Origin of the sequence: Bradyrhizobium sp. CCBAU 25338 (genome assembly GCF_028128965.1) — a bacterium.
Taxonomy (GTDB): Bacteria; Pseudomonadota; Alphaproteobacteria; order Rhizobiales; family Xanthobacteraceae; genus Bradyrhizobium; species Bradyrhizobium liaoningense.
The window spans coordinates 158,397-175,548 of record NZ_LFKY01000043.1 but is presented as its reverse complement, the minus strand read 5'-3'; the positions used below and the strand labels follow the sequence as shown (position 1 = coordinate 175,548).

The following is a 17,152-nucleotide window of genomic DNA, read 5'->3' as shown; positions in this document are numbered from 1 at the left end:
CGCTACCGCTCGCGGGGATTGACGTTAGGCTCGAACGGCGCACCGACCACCCGGACTGGAACCTGGATCGATGTCCGGGTGACGTCGATCACGGCTCTCTCGGCGACGTGCTTTTCAGGGGCCGGCACCAGCGCCGGCTCGAACAGCGTCAACGTGCCGGCCACGGCGCCACAGCACAGCATCACCGTCGTCAGCAGAATGATGTTTCGGTTTTCTTCCCTGATCCGCATGGGTCAAGAACGAGTGACGCGCGTCTTTGGTTCCGAGCCGGCACTTCATCGACCTATCGTGCCAGCAGAAAACCCATGCGATCGCGAACAGCACGGCCGTCATGACGACAGCCGTAACCGCACCGGCGGCGACCTGGCTTTCTCTTTGACCGTGGTGGAGCGCATCGCATACGCACGCTACCTCATGTTGGCCTCCGATCGAATTTATGGTCAGTAGCGGCGCCTGCGATGCGAGCGGCCAACATCCACTCCTGAAGGTCTGCCTATGAACGAGGACGTCAGCGACGGCTGGGCCGCGTCCGCGGCTGCCTGGATCGTCGAGCAGGGGCAAGCTGGCGACTGTCGCTCAGCACCTACATGACTCAGTTGCTCGATCACGGTCTCCAGTTGCGTCTGTTCGTCGAGCCGCAGCCGACAGGCGGCAGTCCCGAGCAGGTCGCCCGTCATCGCCGCGTGCCCTTCTTCCACGTCATGGAGTGGCAGAAGCCGGCCTGAGGGAAGGCGGGCGATTTCGGCGGCGACGCATCGCCTGTACACTGGCTCGCGACTTGGCTCGAGGCTCGTCCGATGAACTCCTGTCGTCCTCCCGTGCTCGCCCATGAACGTTTCCTTGCCGACCGCGAGAACTTCGCGGGCCTGGATCTCGCCGCACGGTTCGAGCGCATCGAGCGGACCAACCTTTGGGGCGCGGCCACTTCGGTATCCGGCCTCGGCTCGGAGGATCCCGCGACCGCCGCGATCCGCGAGGCGCTTCCTGCGCTGCTGCGACGGCTCCGCGTGCGCTCGCTGCTGGATGCGCCCTGCGGCGATGCCGGGTGGATTGGCCGGCTCGAGCTCGATGTCGATTACACCGGCATCGACATCGTGCCGTCGCTGATCGAGGCCAACCGCCGGCGTGTCGCAGACGGCAGCTCGCCGGGCCGGTTTCTCGTCGCCGACATCACGCGCGATGCATTGCCGCGTGCGGACATCATTCTCTGCCGGGACTGCCTGGTGCATCTGAGCTTTGCGAACATCGATCGCGCCCTCGCGCAATTCCGGATGAGCGGGGCGCGCTTCCTGCTGGTCACCACCTTTCCCGAATGGGACGGCAACCGCGATTGCGAGGACGGCGACTGGCGGGCGCTCAACATGGAGAAGGCGCCGTTCAACTGGCCCGCGCCGGACGCGCTGATCAACGAGCGTTGCGAGGAGGGCGGTGGTGGCTGGCGCGACAAGAGCCTCGGGCTCTGGCGCCTGGATCAATTGCCGAATGCGAAGCCCGATAGCGGCTCGGAATAGCAGCGCCCTGAAGACTTCGAACTGAAACTGCGGTCAAGACGTGGTGCCGGCTGAGGGGATTGAACCCCCGACCTTCGGTTTACAAAACCGCTGCTCTACCGCTGAGCTAAGCCGGCGACGCTTGAAAGCCGAGCGGGGCCCGGCATCTGTGCCGGTTGTCCGCCCGCGCGTCGCAATATCAGACTTGGTTGGAAAGTGCCAGAACCCGCGATGATTGGTGGAGGCACGAAACAGGCGGCCCGAAAGCCGCCTGATCCATCGCGCTCACGCTCGTTGACCTACTGGCAGATGTGCTGGCGGCCGTCTTCGCCCTTGAACCAGGTCCCGGGCGTACAGACGAAGCCGTTGCGCTGGGCGTAGGTACGGGTGTCCCAGCCACGATTGTTCCAGCCGCGGTCCCACGAATTGTCATAGGCGTAGGAATTGTCCCAGGCGCGGAATGGGGCGGTGGCGATCGCGCCAGCGGTGCCGATCGCGGCGCCGGCAACGCCCGCTGCGACGTCGGTCGGCCAGAAGCCGGTGCGGCTCCTGTTCCAGTCGTTATTCCAGTCGCTATTGGTCTGACGATAGGACGCGCGGCGATGACGATAGCCGCTATCGGTGTAGGGGTTTCCCGGGCCGAGGTTCTGGCAGTTGGCGTTGGGGAATTGCGCCGCGCAGCGGCCGGGATTGGTGACGACCGCCTGCGCCATGGCGGAGCCTGCCAGCATGGTCGCTGCAATCGCCGTCGCCCCGAGAAGCTTGATGTTCATGGCTGTTCACTCCCATTCGTTGACGGGGGCTAAACGCCGACGGCGCAGGACGTTCCGATGCAACCGTGGATTTTCGCAGCTGAACAGTCAAACGGATGTGAGCACGGCGGCGCTGTTCCGGCGGCGGTGCCCCGCGCCGTTAACACTTCGCTAGCTTGCTTTGCAGCATTTGAGCGGCGCGAAACCCTTACACATTAGGCTTACCGGAAATTGGTGAGCAGACCTTAACTCTCTCTGCGTGGCGATCGGTTAGGTTGTCGCCGGATAATCGGGGTCTCCTCATGCGCGCCGTGGCGCTCGCCGCCTTTCTAATCGGACTGCCTGCGACGGCGTTTGCCGGCGAGGGCTTCGATATCGTCGTTCCCGGCCGCCCCGGGGTGCCGATCATCATCAACAACATCGACGCGTCCTATAGCGTTGTCGAAGGCGTTTGGGGTCTGGGCAAGAACCAGCAGGTTCAGCCGACGATCTATGGCGGACGCTATATCGCCGATCGGCAGCCCGACCACGTCGGCCACTACTATCCGACGCTCGGCCTGCGGCCCGGCTACGGTCGGCTCGAGGTTGAGCCGCCCGCGAACCGCAAATTACCGAAGCCCGCCGAGAGCTACCACCAGAGTTGGGGCGCGTCGTCCGCGCCGCTGCCGCCGCAGATGGACGCGCCCGTCGATCCGCCGGCGGTGATCTACGCGCCCGAGATCAACGATCGTCCTCGGCCCCCTCGGCCGCGGCCGCATACAGAGCTACCCGGCAGGCCGCCGGGTTGAGAAACGTGACAATCCAAAAAAACGGAAATCAACAGGAGAGAGTAATGCGTCAGATGATTTCGGGACTGGTCGCGGCAGCCGCCGTGACGTTCGCCGCCACCGCGCCCGCCGCCGCCTGCGGCTTCACCACGTGCGCGCCGGTTGCGCCGGTCTATTCCGGCTGCAACACCGGCTGCGGCGGCTATGGGTACGGCTACGGCTACGGTTATGGCGCCTATGAGCGTCTCGTCGAGCCGACCACGCAATATTACTACGTGAACCAGGGCCCGACCTATACCGGTCCGGGCGCGTTCGCGCCGTATCCGACCTACCGTGAGGACGCGGTCGTTGCGCCCGCCAATTACGGTTACGGCTACGGCTATCGTGCCGCTGCGGTCGCGCCGCCGGCCGCTTACCCCTATCGCCGCCCGTACTACCGTCCGTATCGTTATGGCTACGGCCCCCGCTACGGCTATCTGCCGCGCGTGCACTACGGCCACGGTCCGCGCTATGGCTACGCTCATCGCCACGCGCCGCATTACTATGGCGGTCACCGCGCGCCGCGCCGCTATCACTGATCTCTGATCGGCCAAAGCCCAACGAGACGCCCGTCCGCGCGATGCGGGCGGGCGTTTTGTTGTGCCAAAGCGCGATGCGATTAGGATGAATCGTCATCGCGCTTTAGGTTGTTGTTTAAGCATGATCTTTCCGGAAAACCGCTGCGCACTTTTCCGGATCATGCTTTAGCGCTTCATCAGGCCGAGCCGGCTCGCGCCCACATAGAGCGCGAGCACGGCGGCGTTCGAGACGTTGAGGCTCTTGATCTCGCCGGGCATGTCGAGCCGCGCCACGACGCTGCAGGTCTCGCGGGTCAATTGCCTGAGGCCCTTGCCTTCGGCGCCGAGCACGAGTGCAAGCGGCTCGCGCAGCGCGACATCGCTGAGATCCTCGCTGCCTTCGCTGTCGAGGCCGACGGTCTGGAAGCCGCGCTCGTTCAGCGCCGTCAGCGCGCGGGCGAGGTTCTGCACCGTGACCATCGGGACCAGTTCGAGCGCGCCGGAGGCGGCCTTGGCCAGCACGCCGGTCGCCTCCGGACTGTGCCGTGCTGTGGTCACGATCGCCTTCACCGCGAACGCTGCGGCCGAGCGCAGGATGGCGCCGACATTATGGGGATCGGTGATCTGGTCGAGCACCAGCACCATGCCTTCCTGCGTCAGGGTCTCGATATCGGGCGAGGGCAGGGGATCGGCCTCGGCCAGGAGGCCCTGGTGCACGGCGTCGGGCGACAGCAGCCGGTCGATCTCCTGGGGCCGAACGATCTCCGGCGCTACGCGGGTCTCGATGTTTTCTTCCGCAAGGCGCCTTGCGGCGTTCTCGGTCAGCGTCAGCTTGCGGATCCGGCGCCGAGGGTTGGCCAGCGCCATGGTGACGGTGTGCCAGCCATAGAGGATGACGGGGCCGTCCAGTTGCGAATCACGGTCGTGCCGCGCCGAGCGGCCGGCCGATTTTCCGGGCCGGTTGAAGGGCTTAGCCCCGCCGCGAGCCCCCTTGGGGCCGAATTTTCGATCCTTCATGGGCTCGCTTCTGTCATGGGTTCCGGAATATGGCAATTTCGGTGGCTGCGAGCGCGATTTTAGCTGTTTGCCTCGGTTGACTTTGCCCCACCGCATCGCCCATAAACGCGCCCGGTCGCGCCCCGATCCGGGTTGTCGCGGCCTTCACGTTCCATGGCCGACTTCGGTCGCCGGCAAGGTCCGGCCCGATTGTGCTGCCGTCGAGCGGGGGAGTGTCCCGAGTGGCAAAGGGAGCTGACTGTAAATCAGCCGCCTCATGGCTTCGCAGGTTCGAGTCCTGCCTCCCCCACCAGCCTTCGCTCGCTTCGCGAGCTACGGCTAGGCAAGCCACCATAAGTGCTCGTGGCGCGAAGTGAGCGAAGGCTGTCACGCCGTAGCCCGCAGGGCGTAGGCGGACCGGCTCCAGACGCAGGCTACCCCATCATCTCCCGCACCATCGGCACCACCTTCCGACCATAGAGCTCGATGCTCCGCATCAGCTTCTCGTGCGGCAAAGGTCCTGCCGAGTACTTCAACTGAAACCGTGAAATGCCGAGCGCCTTCGCGGTCTTCGCGATCTTCCGCGCCACCGTTTCCGGCGAGCCGACATAAAGCGAACCATGCTCGGCCTCGCTGACGAACTCGTCGCGCCCCATCGGCGGCCAGCCGCGCTCCCTGCCGATGCGGTCGCGCATGGCCTTGTAGTCGGGCCAGAGCTCCTCGCGCGCCTGCGCATCGGTCTCGGCGACGTAGCCCGGCGAATGCACGCCGATCGGCTTGGACGGGCGGCCGAACTCCCTGAAGGCGCGGTGATAGAGATCGACGTAAGGCGCAAAACGCGCAGGATCGCCGCCGATGATCGCGAGCATCAAGGGCAGGTCGTAGTGCGCGGCGCGCACCACCGATTGCGGGCTGCCGCCGACGCCGATCCAGGTCTTGAGCGTGCCGTTCTCGACCGGCGGATAGACCAGCTGGTCCCGCAGCGGCGGACGCAGCTTGCCTTCCCAGGTCACCGGTTGCTGCGACAAGAGCGCGGCGAACAAATCGAGCTTCTCCTCGAACAGCTCTTCATATTTGCGCAGGTCGAAACCGAACAGCGGGAAGGATTCGGTGAACGAGCCGCGGCCGAGGATCACCTCGGCGCGCCCGTTCGAGAGCGCATCCAGCGTGGCGAAGCGCTGAAAGACGCGGATCGGATCGTCCGAAGACAGCACCGTTACGGCAGAGCCCAGATGGATGCGTTTGGTGCGCGATGCGATCGCCGCCAGCACGGTCTCGGGCGAGGAGATCGCGAAGTCAGCGCGGTGATGTTCGCCGAGGCCAATGAAGTCGAGGTCGAGCTCGTCGGCCAGCACCGCCTCGTCCACCACGTTGCGGATCACCTGCGCATGCGTGATCATGGCGCCGGACGCATCTCTCGTGACGTCGCCAAAGGTATCCAGTCCGAATTCAAGCGGTGCGGTCATCGATCAGGTCTCTGTGGGATGATCGACCAGATCTAAGGGACGGCGGCCGGGTCACAAGCGCACATGTGGAAATGCTCGGTTTCCGTGGCCGGCCTACCGCCACATCCCGCGCATCTTCGCGCCGACGTCGATCTTCGGCCCCTGCGCCGCGGTGCGCGGTGCGCCGGCGGCGGCCTTCGGCCAGGCGGTGCGCTCGAACAGGTAGACCAGGGATTCCGGGATGAAGCGGGTGCGCGAGGCGTAGACGTGGCGATCGCCCTTGGCGGCCTGGCCGTGGACGAAGAAGCGCTGGGGAACGACGAGGTGGAGATCGTCCTTGGCGCGGGTCATCGCGACATAGAGCAGGCGGCGCTCTTCCTCGATCTCGGCGCTGGTGCCGGCGCCGAGATCGGACGGCATGCAGCCGTCGACGACGTTGAGCACGAACACCGATTTCCACTCTTGGCCCTTGGCGGAGTGGATGGTGGAGAGGATCAGGTAGTCTTCGTCGCGCAGGGGCGGTCCGGATTTGTCGCTGGTCGCATCCGGCGGATCGAGCGTGAGCTCGGTCAGGAATTTCTCGCGCGAGACATAGCCGCTCGCGATCTGCTCGAGCTGCATCAGGTCGGCGCGGCGCGTCTCGGAATCCTCGTGGATGCGATCGAGATGCGGCTCGTACCAGAGCCGCACGCGCTCGAGGTCGACCGGCCATTCCGAATAGCGCAGATTTTCGACCGTGCGGACGAAGTCGGTCCAGTCGTCGCCGGTGCGCGCCGGCACCGGGAGCCGCCCGAGCGCGGCAAGCGGATCGGTGCTCTCCGCGATCTGGTCGAGCACGCGCTGTGCGGTCGCGGGCCCGATGCCCGGCAACAGATGCAGGATGCGAAAGCCGGCGACGCGGTCGCGCGGATTTTCGGCAAAGCGCAACAGGGCCAGCACGTCCTTGACATGTGCGGCGTCGAGGAATTTCAGCCCGCCGAACTTGACGAAGGGAATGTTGCGACGCGTGAGCTCGATCTCCAGCGGACCCGAATGCGAGGAGGTGCGGAACAGCACCGCCTGGTGCTTGAGCAACGCGCCTTGCTCGCGGTTCGCCAGCACCGCCTCGACGATGTAGCGCGCCTGGTCGGCCTCGTCGTGCACGGTGACGAGCTGCGGCTTCTGCCCGGAGGTGCGCTCGGTCCAGAGATTTTTCGTGAAGCGCTCGCGGGCGAGGCCGATGACGCCGTTCGCCGCCGCCAGCACCGCCTGCGTCGAGCGGTAGTTGCGGTCGAGCGTGATCATCTCGGCGCGCGGCGAAAAACTCTGCGGAAAGTCCAGGATGTTGCGCACGGTGGCGGCGCGGAACGAATAGATCGACTGCGCGTCGTCGCCGACCACGGTGAGGCCGCGCCCGTCGGGCTTGAGTGCCAGCAGGATCGAGGATTGCAGACGGTTGGTGTCCTGATATTCGTCGACCAGCACGTGGTCGAAGCGGCCGCCGATCTCTTCCGCGATCAGCGCATCGCTCATCATCTGCGACCAGTAGAGCAGCAGATCGTCGTAATCGAGCACGTGCTGTGCCTGCTTGGCCTCGACGTAAGCGGCGAACAGACCCTTCAGCTCGGCTGCCCAGCCGCTGCACCAGGGATAGTGCACCCCCAGCACCTTCTCGATCTCCATCTCGGCGTTGACGCAGCGGGAATAGATCGACAGGCAGGTGCCCTTGGCGGGAAAGCGGCTCGCGGTCTTGGACAGTCCGCGCTCGTGCCGCACCAGGTTCATCAGGTCGGCAGAGTCCTCGCGGTCATGGATGGTGAAGGCGGGATCGACGCCGATCCGCTCGGCATATTCGCGCAAGAGCCGCGCGCCGATGCCGTGGAAGGTGCCGGCCCAGGTGAGCGCATCGCGCATGATCGCGGCGTTGTTCTCGCCGAGCACCTTTCGGGAGATGCGCTCGACGCGGCCGGCCATCTCCGCCGCCGCGCGGCGCGAAAACGTCATCAGCAGGATGCGGCGGGGGTCGCTGCCTGCAACGATCAGATGCGCGACGCGGTGGGCCAGCGTGTTGGTCTTGCCGGAGCCCGCGCCGGCGATGACGAGCAGGGGGGCGCCCACGGTCGAGCCCTCGACCACGCCATGCTCGACGGCGCGGCGCTGCTCCGCATTGAGCGTGTCCAGATATGTCGCCACGAATCGCCCCGGTGAAAGGATGAGAGTCGGCGATCCCGGCGCGAATCGCAATGCGGCTGGACGGAACCGGAATTAGGATTTAGGGGAAGACGGCCCCCAGTTCCAGCGCACCCCATGCCCGAGATGACCGAGCTCAAGCCCGACCAGTTCGAGATGCGACGGCTGGAATCGCTCAGCAACACCATTTTCGGTGTCGGCATGACGCTCCTCGCCTATGATCTGCCCAAGGCCGCTGTGTTCACCAGCGCGCCGGACTGGAACGACCTTGCCCGGGTTTATTCGGGCAAGCTGATAGGCTTTGCGCTCAGCTTCATCATCGCCGGCGTGTTCTGGATCAGCCATCACCGGCGGCTGGCGCGCCAGCCGGTCGGCAGCCGCGGCGACGTGATCCTCAACCTGTTCTTTCTGCTCTCGATCGTGCTGCTGCCGGTCACCAACGGCCTCTACACCAATTACGGCATGAGCAGCGCCGTCGCCGTGCTCTACGGCTTGCATTTGACCGCGATCGCGGGCCTCAATGCCTGGCTGTGGTGGACGATCCTGGGCGGCTGGCGCCAGGAAATCATGGCCGCGCTGTTTCCGTTGCTGGTGTTCATCCCGGGCACGATCGTTGCGGCGTTCGCGCCGCACGTCGCGCCCTTCCTGTGGTTCATCGCTTTCGGCGGAATCGTGATCCAGCGCTTCTACAATGCGCGGACCGGGCCGGGCGCCTAAAGCGCGATGCGATCAGGATGAATCGCCGTCGCGCTTTAGGTTGGTGTTCAAGCATGATCTCCGCGCAAACGCGTTCCGCGTTTGTCGCGAGGGAAAACCGCTGCGCACTTTTCCGGATCACGCTTGAGCTCACCCCTCTGTCGCTCCGAACCCATCGGCCGGCACGTAAAGCTTGACTGGCCGGATTTCGTAGACCGCGGTCGGATTGACCGCACGCAGCTTCCGCGCCGCCGCGATTGCCTCATCCTCGGTGGCGCATTGCATCAGGTGGAAGCCCAGAAGCTGTTCCTTGGTCTCGGCAAACGGCCCGTCCAGCACCATCCCCGCGCCGGGGCCACGCAAGGTGCGGGCCTTTCGGGTCTCATCCAGGCGGGCCGCCGGTCCAAACTGTCCGCTTGCCCGGAGGGGCGCCTGAACCTCGATGACTTTGGCCACGACCGCGGCGTCCTGCTCCGGTGTCCAGGACAAGATCTCGTCTTCCACGTGGTAGGCCAGGATCGCGTAGAGCATCGTCACCTCTTCTTTTGCACAGGTCCAAGGACGTAGCACGGCAGCCCGTCCCGACAATCCCGAGACGAATATTGCGTGCCCGGCAAGCGGCGAAACGGTTCTGAAACCCGATTGCGGACCTGCCATGTGAACGCCGCCGGAGCGGGTCGCGACTGATGGACCATAAACAACAGGCTTTTGCTGGAGGCGGCAATGTCGGGTCACACCATCAAGATCATCTGCGACGCGCGGCGGGCGGGACAGTCGGAGCCGGCCGATCTGCACGACCAGGCCGGTCATCACCGCTATTACGGCAGCGCGGTCGACAACGGTGGCGAGCGGATCGTGGAAAGCCGGCGCGGCAAACGGCCGCGCGCGCTCAACATCTGCGGCTTCTGAAGCCTTTCGGCGAGCCGGTCGTTCAAATGAACGTCCTGCAATTGTCGATCGCGGCGATGCCGTTCCTGCTCGCAACGATGAGCCGGACGGGCAAGGCGGTCGTCCCGTGCCTTCTGACGAGCTTCTTCACGGTGCTGCTTGGCGGGGAGCCGCACCGTGCAGTCGTGGCCTGGTGCCTCGGCATGCTGATCGCCGCCGTCGCGCTGCGCGAGCGGCTTCGCGCCGGCTGACCGGCTTCCAGTTTCAAAGAAATCGCAAGGAAAAGGCGCGGCGGGGGAGGCCCCGTCGCGCCCGATTCTTGCTCGCTGGTCCAGGGCTGAGAACGCCCCGATGCCAAGCCTTTACTCAAAGCTCAGCGGGCGATCCCAGCGAGGTGACAGCGCTTGAGATAAGACACTGGATCACCTCCTTTCGTTGGTTTCGGGAAACATCAATATAGACAGCCTTGCCGCCCCTGTTAAGGGTGGTGGGTCCCGAGGAACCGGGGGGTCCGCGAAGCCCGTGAGAGCCGAGAAAGCGACCTCCTCGGCAGTTGAGACCGCCGCCCGGCCGTGTTAGGGGATCGGCCGACGCGGGTGTAGCTCAATGGTAGAGCAGCAGCCTTCCAAGCTGAATACGAGGGTTCGATTCCCTTCACCCGCTCCAATGATTTCTCGCCCTCGCCAAACCGGGGTAGGCTGCTCCCATCACGCCGCAACATCAAACCGCCTGTCGGACGCAGCTCCTTGCTGGCTCGGCGACAGCGCGGGCCGGTCATGCGCTCGTCAGACAGATTGTCAGGTGTAGGACTTCTATGGCCTGGGAACCGTGCGTTCGCAAGTTCGTGTGCACGGAGTCACCCACCGCTGCGTGCCGCGCGTTGGCGCAGCAGCTTGGCGAACGCCTCCGCAGGCGGTGAGAGCACGAGCCCGCGTCGTTGATATATATAGTAGCGGCGGCGGATTTCCGGAGCGCGCAGCTTGATGAAACGCACGTCGAAATTCGGCGCGAACAGCCGTCCGTAGTCGGGAACGGCCGCCAGGCCGGTACCTACGCCCACCAACGCCAAAGCGGTGGTCAGATATTTGACCTCGACGGCGGTCTGCATGGAAAGCGAGGTATCGTGCGCATGCAGCAGGCTCTCCAGGTGCCGGTTGAACTCACTGGAATAAATGACCCAGCGCTCGTCGCGCAGTTTTCTCCACGAGACGGCGCGTTGCCGCGCCAGCGGGTGCTGCGCTGAGCAGACCACTCGGATCGGTACATCCATCAGGAATGTGCTGGTAACATCCTCGCCGGTGGCGCGCTCTGGGCCAACGCCCAGTTCCGCCTCGCCCCGGCGCACCGTGCTCACCACCTCGTCCGCCATCGCGTCGGTCACGCGCAGGCCGACATCCGGATGGGCTTGCTCGAACTCGCCCAGCACTGCCGCCACCCACGTGCATGCCAGCATCTGCGGCGCTACCACGCGTAACAGGCCGGTGCGAAGGGAGCGAAGGTCCGAAGCGCCCTCTGCGATCTGTTGCACGTCATCCAGGATGCGGCGCGCCAGGGGGAGCAATTGCTGGCCGGCCGCCGTCAACAACACGACCGCGCCTCGGTCGAACAGTTTCAGCCCGAGGGTCTCCTCGAGTTGCTGAACCAGCATGCTGACTGCCGACTGCGTCAGGTTGATCTGTCGCGCCGCCGCCGTGAAGCTGCCCGCTCGAGCGACAGCGGCAAAGGCGCGCATCTGGCGCAGGCTAAGAGTGGAGAGAACGGCGGGCCGCATCGCATATCCTCGCTCGAACGGATCGACTATCAGGAAACCTGATGACAATATTAAAAGAATTGGCTTGTGTGATGGGGGAATTATTTTTCAGAATTCCCGCATGCACATTGTCGTCATAGGAACCGGAATCGTCGGCGCTTGCACTGCGGCGTGGCTGCAGCGCGACGGTCACGCGGTGACCTTCGTCGACCCGCTGGACGCGGGCGAGGCCTGCTCCTTCGGCAATGCCGGCTCGCTTTCGCCCAGCGCCTGCCTGCCGGTGGGCATGCCAGGCATGTGGAAGAAGGTCCCGCGCTGGCTGCTGGACCCATTGGGACCGCTGACGGTGCGTTGGGCCTATGCCCCGCTCGTGGCGCCATGGCTGCTGCGCATGCTGCATCATTCATCACGCGAAGAGGTGACACGCATCGCCACCGCGTTGCGGACGCTGCTGTCGCCGATCTTCGACTGCTACGATCCGCTGGTGGCCCATGCCGATGCGCAGGAGTTGGTGCGACGGAGCGGTTGCCTGTACGTCTTTTCCTCTCGCGAGACAGCGGCGCAGTGGGCCTGGGGCATGAATCTGCGGCGATCGCTGGGCGTGCGGATGCTGGACGTGGAGCAGGACGAGCTGGAAAGCCTCGAGCCGGACCTGAAGGGACGTTTTCGGTTCGGCATTCTGGCGCCCGATAACGGCTCCACATCCGATCCATCTGCCCTCGTCAAGGCGATCTACAATCGCTGCATTGGCGACGGCGCGCGTCACGTCCGCGACCGCGTCCGCAGTTTCGAGCGGCAGGGCCGGCGCGTCACGGCAGTGCTGTTGGAGCGCGGCGAGCCGCTGGCGGCGGACGGTGTGGTGGTGGCAGCCGGGGCCTGGTCGGGCGCATTGGCGGCACAGCTCGACAGCCCGGTGATGCTGGAGACGCAGCGCGGCTACCACGTCACTGTGCAGAGCTCGAACCTGGCCCTGCGCCACACCGTGATGGCGGTGGAGCACAATCTGATGGTCAATCCGATGGCCATGGGTCTGCGGCTGGCCGGCACCGTGGAATTCGCCGGCTTGAAAGCGCTACCCAACATGGCGCGTGCCGATGCTCTGCTTCGTCAGGGACAGCAATTGTTCCCGCACCTGGACACATCGTCTTTCACGCGCTGGATGGGCCATCGTCCCTGTCTTCCCGACAGTCTTCCCGTGGTCGGTCCGGTCCGCGCGGCCGACAACGCCTGGCTTGCCTTTGGCCACGGCCATATGGGGATGTGCATGGGCGCGGCGACCGGCCGCGAGATCGCGCATCTGGTGGCCGGACGTCCGACGCAGGTGGACCTGACGCCGTTTTCGCCGGAGCGCTTCCGTTGAGCGCGTCCTGGTCGCTCGCCGTGGACATGGGCGGCACGTTCATCGATGCGGTGGCCTTGCGGAGCGACGGGCACGTTGCATCGCTCAAACATCCGCGCGCCGGACGCCGGCTGGCGGAGCCGGTCGTCGAGGCGCTCGATCGGCTGTGCGCGCAGGCGGGCATCGTGGCAGATGACGTCGGCCGCGTCGTGCACGGCTCCACCGTCATCACCAATCTGCTGCTGGAACTGAACGAGCCGCCGGTGGCCCTCGTCCTGACGCGTGGCATGCGCGACGTACCGGTCCTGGCGCGCCAGGACCGCAAGGAGCTGTATGAGCCGGTGATCATGCCGGCGGTGCCCGAAGCAAAGCTGTTTCCGGAGCCGCTGCGCTTCGAGATCGGCGGGCGCATCGATGCCGAGGGGCGGGAGGTGGAGCCGCTCGACCTGTCGGCCGTTGACGCTATCGCGGATGCAGTGAGCGACGCCGGCGTGTGCGCGCTGGCGGTCGGTCTGTTGTTCTCGCACCGCAATCCGACCCATGAGCGCGCGCTGCGTGCGGCGCTCCATGCGCGCCTTCCGAGCTTGCACATTTCACTGTCCAGCGAAGTCGATCCGCAACCGCGGGAATTCGAGCGCTGGCTGACTACGGCGCTGGACGCCTATGCCAAACCGCTGGCAGCGAATTATCTGCGCGCGCTGGCCGACGCATTGAAGATACGTGGCTTGCCGCCGCTGCGCCTGATGCGATCGGCCGGCGGCACTGCGCCCTGGCATGATCTCGCCGAGCAGCCGATCGGCCTCGCCATGTCCGGTCCCTGCGCGGCGCTGCAGGGCGTGGCCGCCGGCTTCGCAGCATCCGGTCCCGCGATCGTTCTGGATATCGGAGGCACCAGCGCCGACATCAGCATTCTGCTCGACGGCAGGCCGACCTTCACCGACGCGCTGGAATGCGGCGGCTTGCCGATCCGTCAGCGCTGCGCGGATATCGCCTCCATCGGCATCGGGGGTGGCAGCGTGGTATCGGTGCTGCCGGGCGGCGCGCTGCGCCTGGGGCCGCGCTCGCAAGGAGCCTGGCCAGGACCGGCCGCCTTTGGTCTCGGCGGTGACTTGCCGACGCTGAGCGATGCGCTGTGTGTACTGGACCGCTTGCCGCACCGGCTGGCCGGCGGGATCGTGCTGGACCGCGCCGCGGCGGAGGCCGCGCTTGGCGGCGTGGCCGGCGCGCTCTGCTTGTCAGTGCTTCGAACCGCTGAAGCCGTCGTGGGCGCGGCTGCCGCCGGGATGGCGGAGGCGCTCAAGACCCACGCCTTTCAGCGCAACCTGGATCCGGCGGATGCGGTGCTCGTCGCCATCGGCGGCGGCGGCGCGCAGCATGCGGCCGAGATCGCCGAACTGGCCGGTATGCGCCGTGTGCTGGTCATGCCGCACGCCGGCGTGATGGCGGCGCTGGGCATGCTCTACAGTCCGGACGAGGGCGACGTCAGCCTGGCGACGAGCGAAAGCCCGTGGGATTCGCTGCCGCCGCAAGGCGAGGGGCCGCATTCTCTGTTCGCGCCGACGACCACCGCCTTCGTGCCGGCGGGCTGGTCCTGGCGGCTGACGCCGGATCAGACGCTGGCGCTGGAGGCGAAGGCATGATGCCGCGCGCGCGCGACGTCGCACCTGATCCGGTCATCGCACTGCGCATGGAGCCGCTGCGTCTGGCGCTGCAAGGCACGGCCGACCGCATGCAGCATTGCATGATGCGCGCCGCCGTGTCGTCCATCGCCCGCGAGAGCGGCGACTGTGCCGCGGCGCTGTTCCTGCCGGACGGACGCCTGCTCGCCCAGGCGCGCTCGCTGCCGTTGTTGCTGGGATCGCTGATTCCGGCCGTTGCCGGTGTGCTCGCACGCTTTCCGCTCGCAACGATGTCCGAGGGCGACGCCTATCTGCTCAACGACCCCTGGTCCGGCGGCACGCATCTGCCGGACCTGGCTCTGGTCCACCCGGTCTTCCGCGATGGCGAGGTGATCGCCTTCGCCGCCGCCAATTTGCACCATCAGGATGTCGGGGGCATGGCCGCCGGCTCTATTCCGCCCGACGCAACCGAAGTGTACCAGGAGGGCCTGCGCCTGCCGCCCGTGCGCTGGCGCAGCGCCGAAGGCGTGCGGCCCGATATCGACGCCATCCTGGCCGCCAACTCACGCACGCCTGACAATCTGCGCGGCGACCTGGAAGCGCAGTGGATGGCGCTGACGCAAGGCGCGCGCGAACTGAAGCAGATCGCGCGTCACACCGGACCTCGTTTTGCCGACGTCTGCGATGCCTTGATTGCGCAGACCGAACGCATGACCCGCGCCGCCCTTGCGGCCGCACCCGACGGCGAATGGACCTGGCGCGATCAACTCGACGGCGATGGCAGCGACACCGCCCCGGTTTCAATCGTGGTGAGCTTGCGCAAGCAGGGTGACACACTGGTGATCGACTTCGAGGGGACCGCGTCGCAGGTGAGGGGGCCCCTCAATGCATCGCCGGCGGCGATGCTGTCGGCGGCTCTCTTCTTCATGCGCACGCTGGCACCGGACGCCCCCAACAATGCCGGCTGCCTTGCGCCACTGACGCTGAAGCTTCCAACGGGCAGCCTGGTCAATCCGACGCCGCCCGCGGCGGTCAATGCGCGCACGGCGACCGTGAAACTGGCGTGCAACGCGATTCTTGGAGCCTGGTCACAGTCGGCAAGCGGGATGGGCGTGGCGCCGCACGCCGGGGTGGCCACCGTCCTCGCGCTCAGCGGCACGCGGGTGGACGGGCGACGTTGGATGTTGACCGAGATCATCGCCAGCGGCGCCGGCGCCAGCGTCCACGCGCCCGGCCGCGCCGGCGTCTCCACCGACGTCGGCAATGCGCGCAATACCCCCGTGGAGGTGATCGAGACCGAAGCGCCGCTGCGCGTGGAATGCTACGAGATTCGCCGCGGCAGCGGCGGCGCCGGTCTGCAATGCGGCGGCGACGGCGTGCGGCGCGCCTATCGGCTGCTCGAAGGTCAGGGGTGGATCGCCTATCGCGGCGAGCGCCATGTCGGCCGTGCGCGCGGTGCTCAAGGCGGCGGGGCCGGCGCAACGTCTATGGCCCGGGTTTTGCGTGTGGACGGAGCGGTCGAGCTCTTGCCTGCGCGCGCCCGCATCGCGTGGTCCGCCGGCGACCTGCTGATCATCGAAACCGCCGGCGGCGGTGGCTGGGGATCCCTGTCTCCAGCCGAAGCCGCCAATCCACCCGCAAGGAGTTGCCCATGATCCGCTTCCTGATTTCGCGCCGCGCGACGCTGGCGTTGGCTGGCCTCGCGATGCTGCTGCCCGCGCCGGGTCATTCGCAAGCCAACTACCCGAACAAGGCGATCCACATCGTCGTGCCTTTCGCACCGGGCGGCAGCACCGACGTGCTCGCGCGTCGTGTGGGCGACAAGCTCGCCGCGGCCTGGGGCCAGCCGGTCGTGGTCGACAATCGACCCGGCGCCGGCGGCGCCCTGGGCGCCGACTTCGTGGCCAAATCCGCCCCCGACGGCTACACCCTGCTGGCCGGCGTCACCGGCAGCAACGCCATCGCGCAGGCGCTGTACGCCAAATTGCCTTACGACGTGATCAAGGACTTCGCGCCGCTGTCGACGTTGGTAACTGCGCCGCTGGTGCTGGCCGTCAATCCCGACGTGAAGGCGAACACGGCAGCCGAGTTTCTCGCCCTCGTCAAGTCGAAACCGGGCGAGTTGAGTTTCGGCTCGGCCGGTAACGGCACGTCGATGCATCTCACCGGCGAGATGTACAAGCAGGCGGCCGATGTCTCGATGGTGCACGTTCCGTACCGCGGCAGCGCCGCCATGCTCACCGACCTGATGAGCGGTCAGATCCAGGTCACGTTCGGCGACGTCCTGGTGCTGATGCCGCAGATTCAGGCCGGAAAGATTCGCGCGCTGGCCGTCACTTCGAAAACCAGGCACCCCCTGCTGCCGGACGTGCCGACGCTGGATGAAGCGGGACTGAAGGGTTTCGAGGCGCTGTCATGGCAAGGCCTGTTTGCGCCGGCCGGCACGCCGCCCGAGGTGGTCGAAAAGCTGAGCTCGGAAGTGAACAAAGTCCTGCAATCTCCTGACATCAAGGACTACTTTGCGGCGCAGGGCTTCATCGTCCAGGGCTCGACACCTGAGGCCTTCAAGGCCTTTATAGCGAGCGAGGTGAACAAGTGGACGCCGATTGTGAAGTATTCGGGTGCCCAGGTGAATTGAGCTGGCGCCGCCGGCGCGGTGCGGCTGCTCGCCGATAAGAAGAGAG

General features: G+C 66.1%; 18 protein-coding genes and 3 tRNA genes. 13 read left to right on the top strand and 8 right to left on the bottom strand.

Features of this window, described 5'->3' with window-relative positions; translation table 11 throughout:
• Positions 1–2: 2 nt before the first annotated feature.
• Complete coding sequence (locus ACM42_RS34405; RefSeq protein WP_271532592.1) at positions 3–230, bottom strand: hypothetical protein; 228 nt, start codon at positions 228–230, stop codon at positions 3–5.
• A 357-nt stretch (positions 231–587) separates the two neighbouring features.
• On the opposite strand from ACM42_RS34405, the gene ACM42_RS34400 reads away from it, so the two are divergent.
• A complete protein-coding gene (locus ACM42_RS34400) occupies positions 588–725 on the top strand; it encodes a hypothetical protein (RefSeq protein ID WP_271532590.1) in 138 nt (45 codons plus the stop codon).
• A 72-nt stretch (positions 726–797) separates the two neighbouring features.
• Positions 798–1,511 carry a class I SAM-dependent methyltransferase gene (locus ACM42_RS34395; protein ID WP_271532588.1) on the top strand — a complete coding sequence of 238 codons (714 nt, stop codon included), beginning with the start codon at positions 798–800 and terminating at the stop codon, positions 1,509–1,511.
• A gap of 41 nt (positions 1,512–1,552) precedes the next feature.
• Here the strand turns inward: ACM42_RS34395 and ACM42_RS34390 are convergent.
• Both ACM42_RS34390 and ACM42_RS34385 read right to left on the bottom strand, forming a co-directional pair.
• A tRNA-Thr gene (locus ACM42_RS34390) sits at positions 1,553–1,627 on the bottom strand.
• Positions 1,628–1,789: 162 nt separating this feature from the next.
• Positions 1,790–2,263 (bottom strand): hypothetical protein, encoded by a 474-nt coding sequence (locus ACM42_RS34385; protein WP_271532586.1) that lies wholly within the window; start codon positions 2,261–2,263, stop codon positions 1,790–1,792.
• A gap of 281 nt (positions 2,264–2,544) precedes the next feature.
• Between ACM42_RS34385 and ACM42_RS34380 the strand changes: the two genes are divergently transcribed.
• Together ACM42_RS34380 and ACM42_RS34375 are read left to right on the top strand one after the other, a co-directional pair.
• Positions 2,545–3,030, top strand: a complete 486-nt coding sequence (locus ACM42_RS34380; RefSeq protein ID WP_271532584.1) for a hypothetical protein — start codon at positions 2,545–2,547, stop codon at positions 3,028–3,030.
• 44 nt (positions 3,031–3,074) lie between these two features.
• Positions 3,075–3,587 (top strand): hypothetical protein, encoded by a 513-nt coding sequence (locus ACM42_RS34375; RefSeq protein WP_271532582.1) that lies wholly within the window; start codon positions 3,075–3,077, stop codon positions 3,585–3,587.
• 165 nt (positions 3,588–3,752) lie between these two features.
• On the opposite strand, the gene rlmB is transcribed toward ACM42_RS34375, so the two are convergent.
• Positions 3,753–4,583 carry a 23S rRNA (guanosine(2251)-2'-O)-methyltransferase RlmB gene (rlmB, locus tag ACM42_RS34370; RefSeq protein ID WP_271532580.1) on the bottom strand — a complete coding sequence of 277 codons (831 nt, stop codon included), beginning with the start codon at positions 4,581–4,583 and terminating at the stop codon, positions 3,753–3,755.
• A gap of 206 nt (positions 4,584–4,789) precedes the next feature.
• On the opposite strand from rlmB, the gene ACM42_RS34365 reads away from it, so the two are divergent.
• A tRNA-Tyr gene (locus ACM42_RS34365) sits at positions 4,790–4,875 on the top strand.
• A gap of 121 nt (positions 4,876–4,996) precedes the next feature.
• Here ACM42_RS34365 and ACM42_RS34360 read toward each other — a convergent pair.
• Together ACM42_RS34360 and ACM42_RS34355 are read right to left on the bottom strand one after the other, a co-directional pair.
• Entirely contained in the window at positions 4,997–6,028 is a 1,032-nt protein-coding gene (locus ACM42_RS34360) for an LLM class flavin-dependent oxidoreductase (protein WP_271532578.1), read from the bottom strand.
• A 93-nt stretch (positions 6,029–6,121) separates the two neighbouring features.
• Positions 6,122–8,179, bottom strand: coding sequence for an ATP-dependent helicase (locus tag ACM42_RS34355; RefSeq protein WP_271532576.1), 2,058 nt, complete (start codon positions 8,177–8,179; stop codon positions 6,122–6,124).
• Between the two features lie 123 nt (positions 8,180–8,302).
• Between ACM42_RS34355 and ACM42_RS34350 the strand changes: the two genes are divergently transcribed.
• Entirely contained in the window at positions 8,303–8,893 is a 591-nt protein-coding gene (locus tag ACM42_RS34350) for a TMEM175 family protein (protein WP_271533699.1), read from the top strand.
• 129 nt (positions 8,894–9,022) lie between these two features.
• On the opposite strand, the gene ACM42_RS34345 is transcribed toward ACM42_RS34350, so the two are convergent.
• Complete coding sequence (locus tag ACM42_RS34345) at positions 9,023–9,403, bottom strand: YciI family protein (RefSeq protein ID WP_061880604.1); 381 nt, start codon at positions 9,401–9,403, stop codon at positions 9,023–9,025.
• 192 nt (positions 9,404–9,595) lie between these two features.
• Here ACM42_RS34345 and ACM42_RS34340 point away from each other — a divergent pair, with 192 nt between their 5' ends.
• The 3 genes from ACM42_RS34340 (at position 9,596) to ACM42_RS34330 (ending at position 10,426) form a co-directional block, all read left to right on the top strand.
• Positions 9,596–9,781 carry a hypothetical protein gene (locus tag ACM42_RS34340; protein ID WP_271532573.1) on the top strand — a complete coding sequence of 62 codons (186 nt, stop codon included), beginning with the start codon at positions 9,596–9,598 and terminating at the stop codon, positions 9,779–9,781.
• Positions 9,782–9,807: 26 nt separating this feature from the next.
• Complete coding sequence (locus tag ACM42_RS34335; protein WP_271532571.1) at positions 9,808–10,011, top strand: hypothetical protein; 204 nt, start codon at positions 9,808–9,810, stop codon at positions 10,009–10,011.
• 341 nt (positions 10,012–10,352) lie between these two features.
• Positions 10,353–10,426 (top strand) — tRNA-Gly (locus ACM42_RS34330).
• A 190-nt stretch (positions 10,427–10,616) separates the two neighbouring features.
• Here ACM42_RS34330 and ACM42_RS34325 read toward each other — a convergent pair.
• Complete coding sequence (locus ACM42_RS34325) at positions 10,617–11,531, bottom strand: LysR family transcriptional regulator (RefSeq protein WP_271532569.1); 915 nt, start codon at positions 11,529–11,531, stop codon at positions 10,617–10,619.
• 100 nt (positions 11,532–11,631) lie between these two features.
• On the opposite strand from ACM42_RS34325, the gene ACM42_RS34320 reads away from it, so the two are divergent.
• Genes ACM42_RS34320 through ACM42_RS34305 form a run of 4 tightly spaced genes read left to right on the top strand, consistent with a single transcriptional unit; the run spans position 11,632 to position 17,106 of the window.
• Positions 11,632–12,870: an NAD(P)/FAD-dependent oxidoreductase gene (locus ACM42_RS34320; RefSeq protein WP_271532567.1), complete on the top strand. Its 1,239-nt coding sequence runs from the start codon at positions 11,632–11,634 to the stop codon at positions 12,868–12,870.
• Entirely contained in the window at positions 12,867–14,489 is a 1,623-nt protein-coding gene (locus ACM42_RS34315) for a hydantoinase/oxoprolinase family protein (protein WP_271532566.1), read from the top strand. The genes ACM42_RS34320 and ACM42_RS34315 overlap by 4 nt, the downstream gene beginning before the upstream one ends.
• Positions 14,486–16,123 carry a hydantoinase B/oxoprolinase family protein gene (locus tag ACM42_RS34310; protein WP_271532564.1) on the top strand — a complete coding sequence of 546 codons (1,638 nt, stop codon included), beginning with the start codon at positions 14,486–14,488 and terminating at the stop codon, positions 16,121–16,123. The genes ACM42_RS34315 and ACM42_RS34310 overlap by 4 nt, the downstream gene beginning before the upstream one ends.
• Entirely contained in the window at positions 16,120–17,106 is a 987-nt protein-coding gene (locus tag ACM42_RS34305; protein WP_271532562.1) for a Bug family tripartite tricarboxylate transporter substrate binding protein, read from the top strand. The genes ACM42_RS34310 and ACM42_RS34305 overlap by 4 nt, the downstream gene beginning before the upstream one ends.
• Positions 17,107–17,152 lie beyond the last annotated feature (46 nt).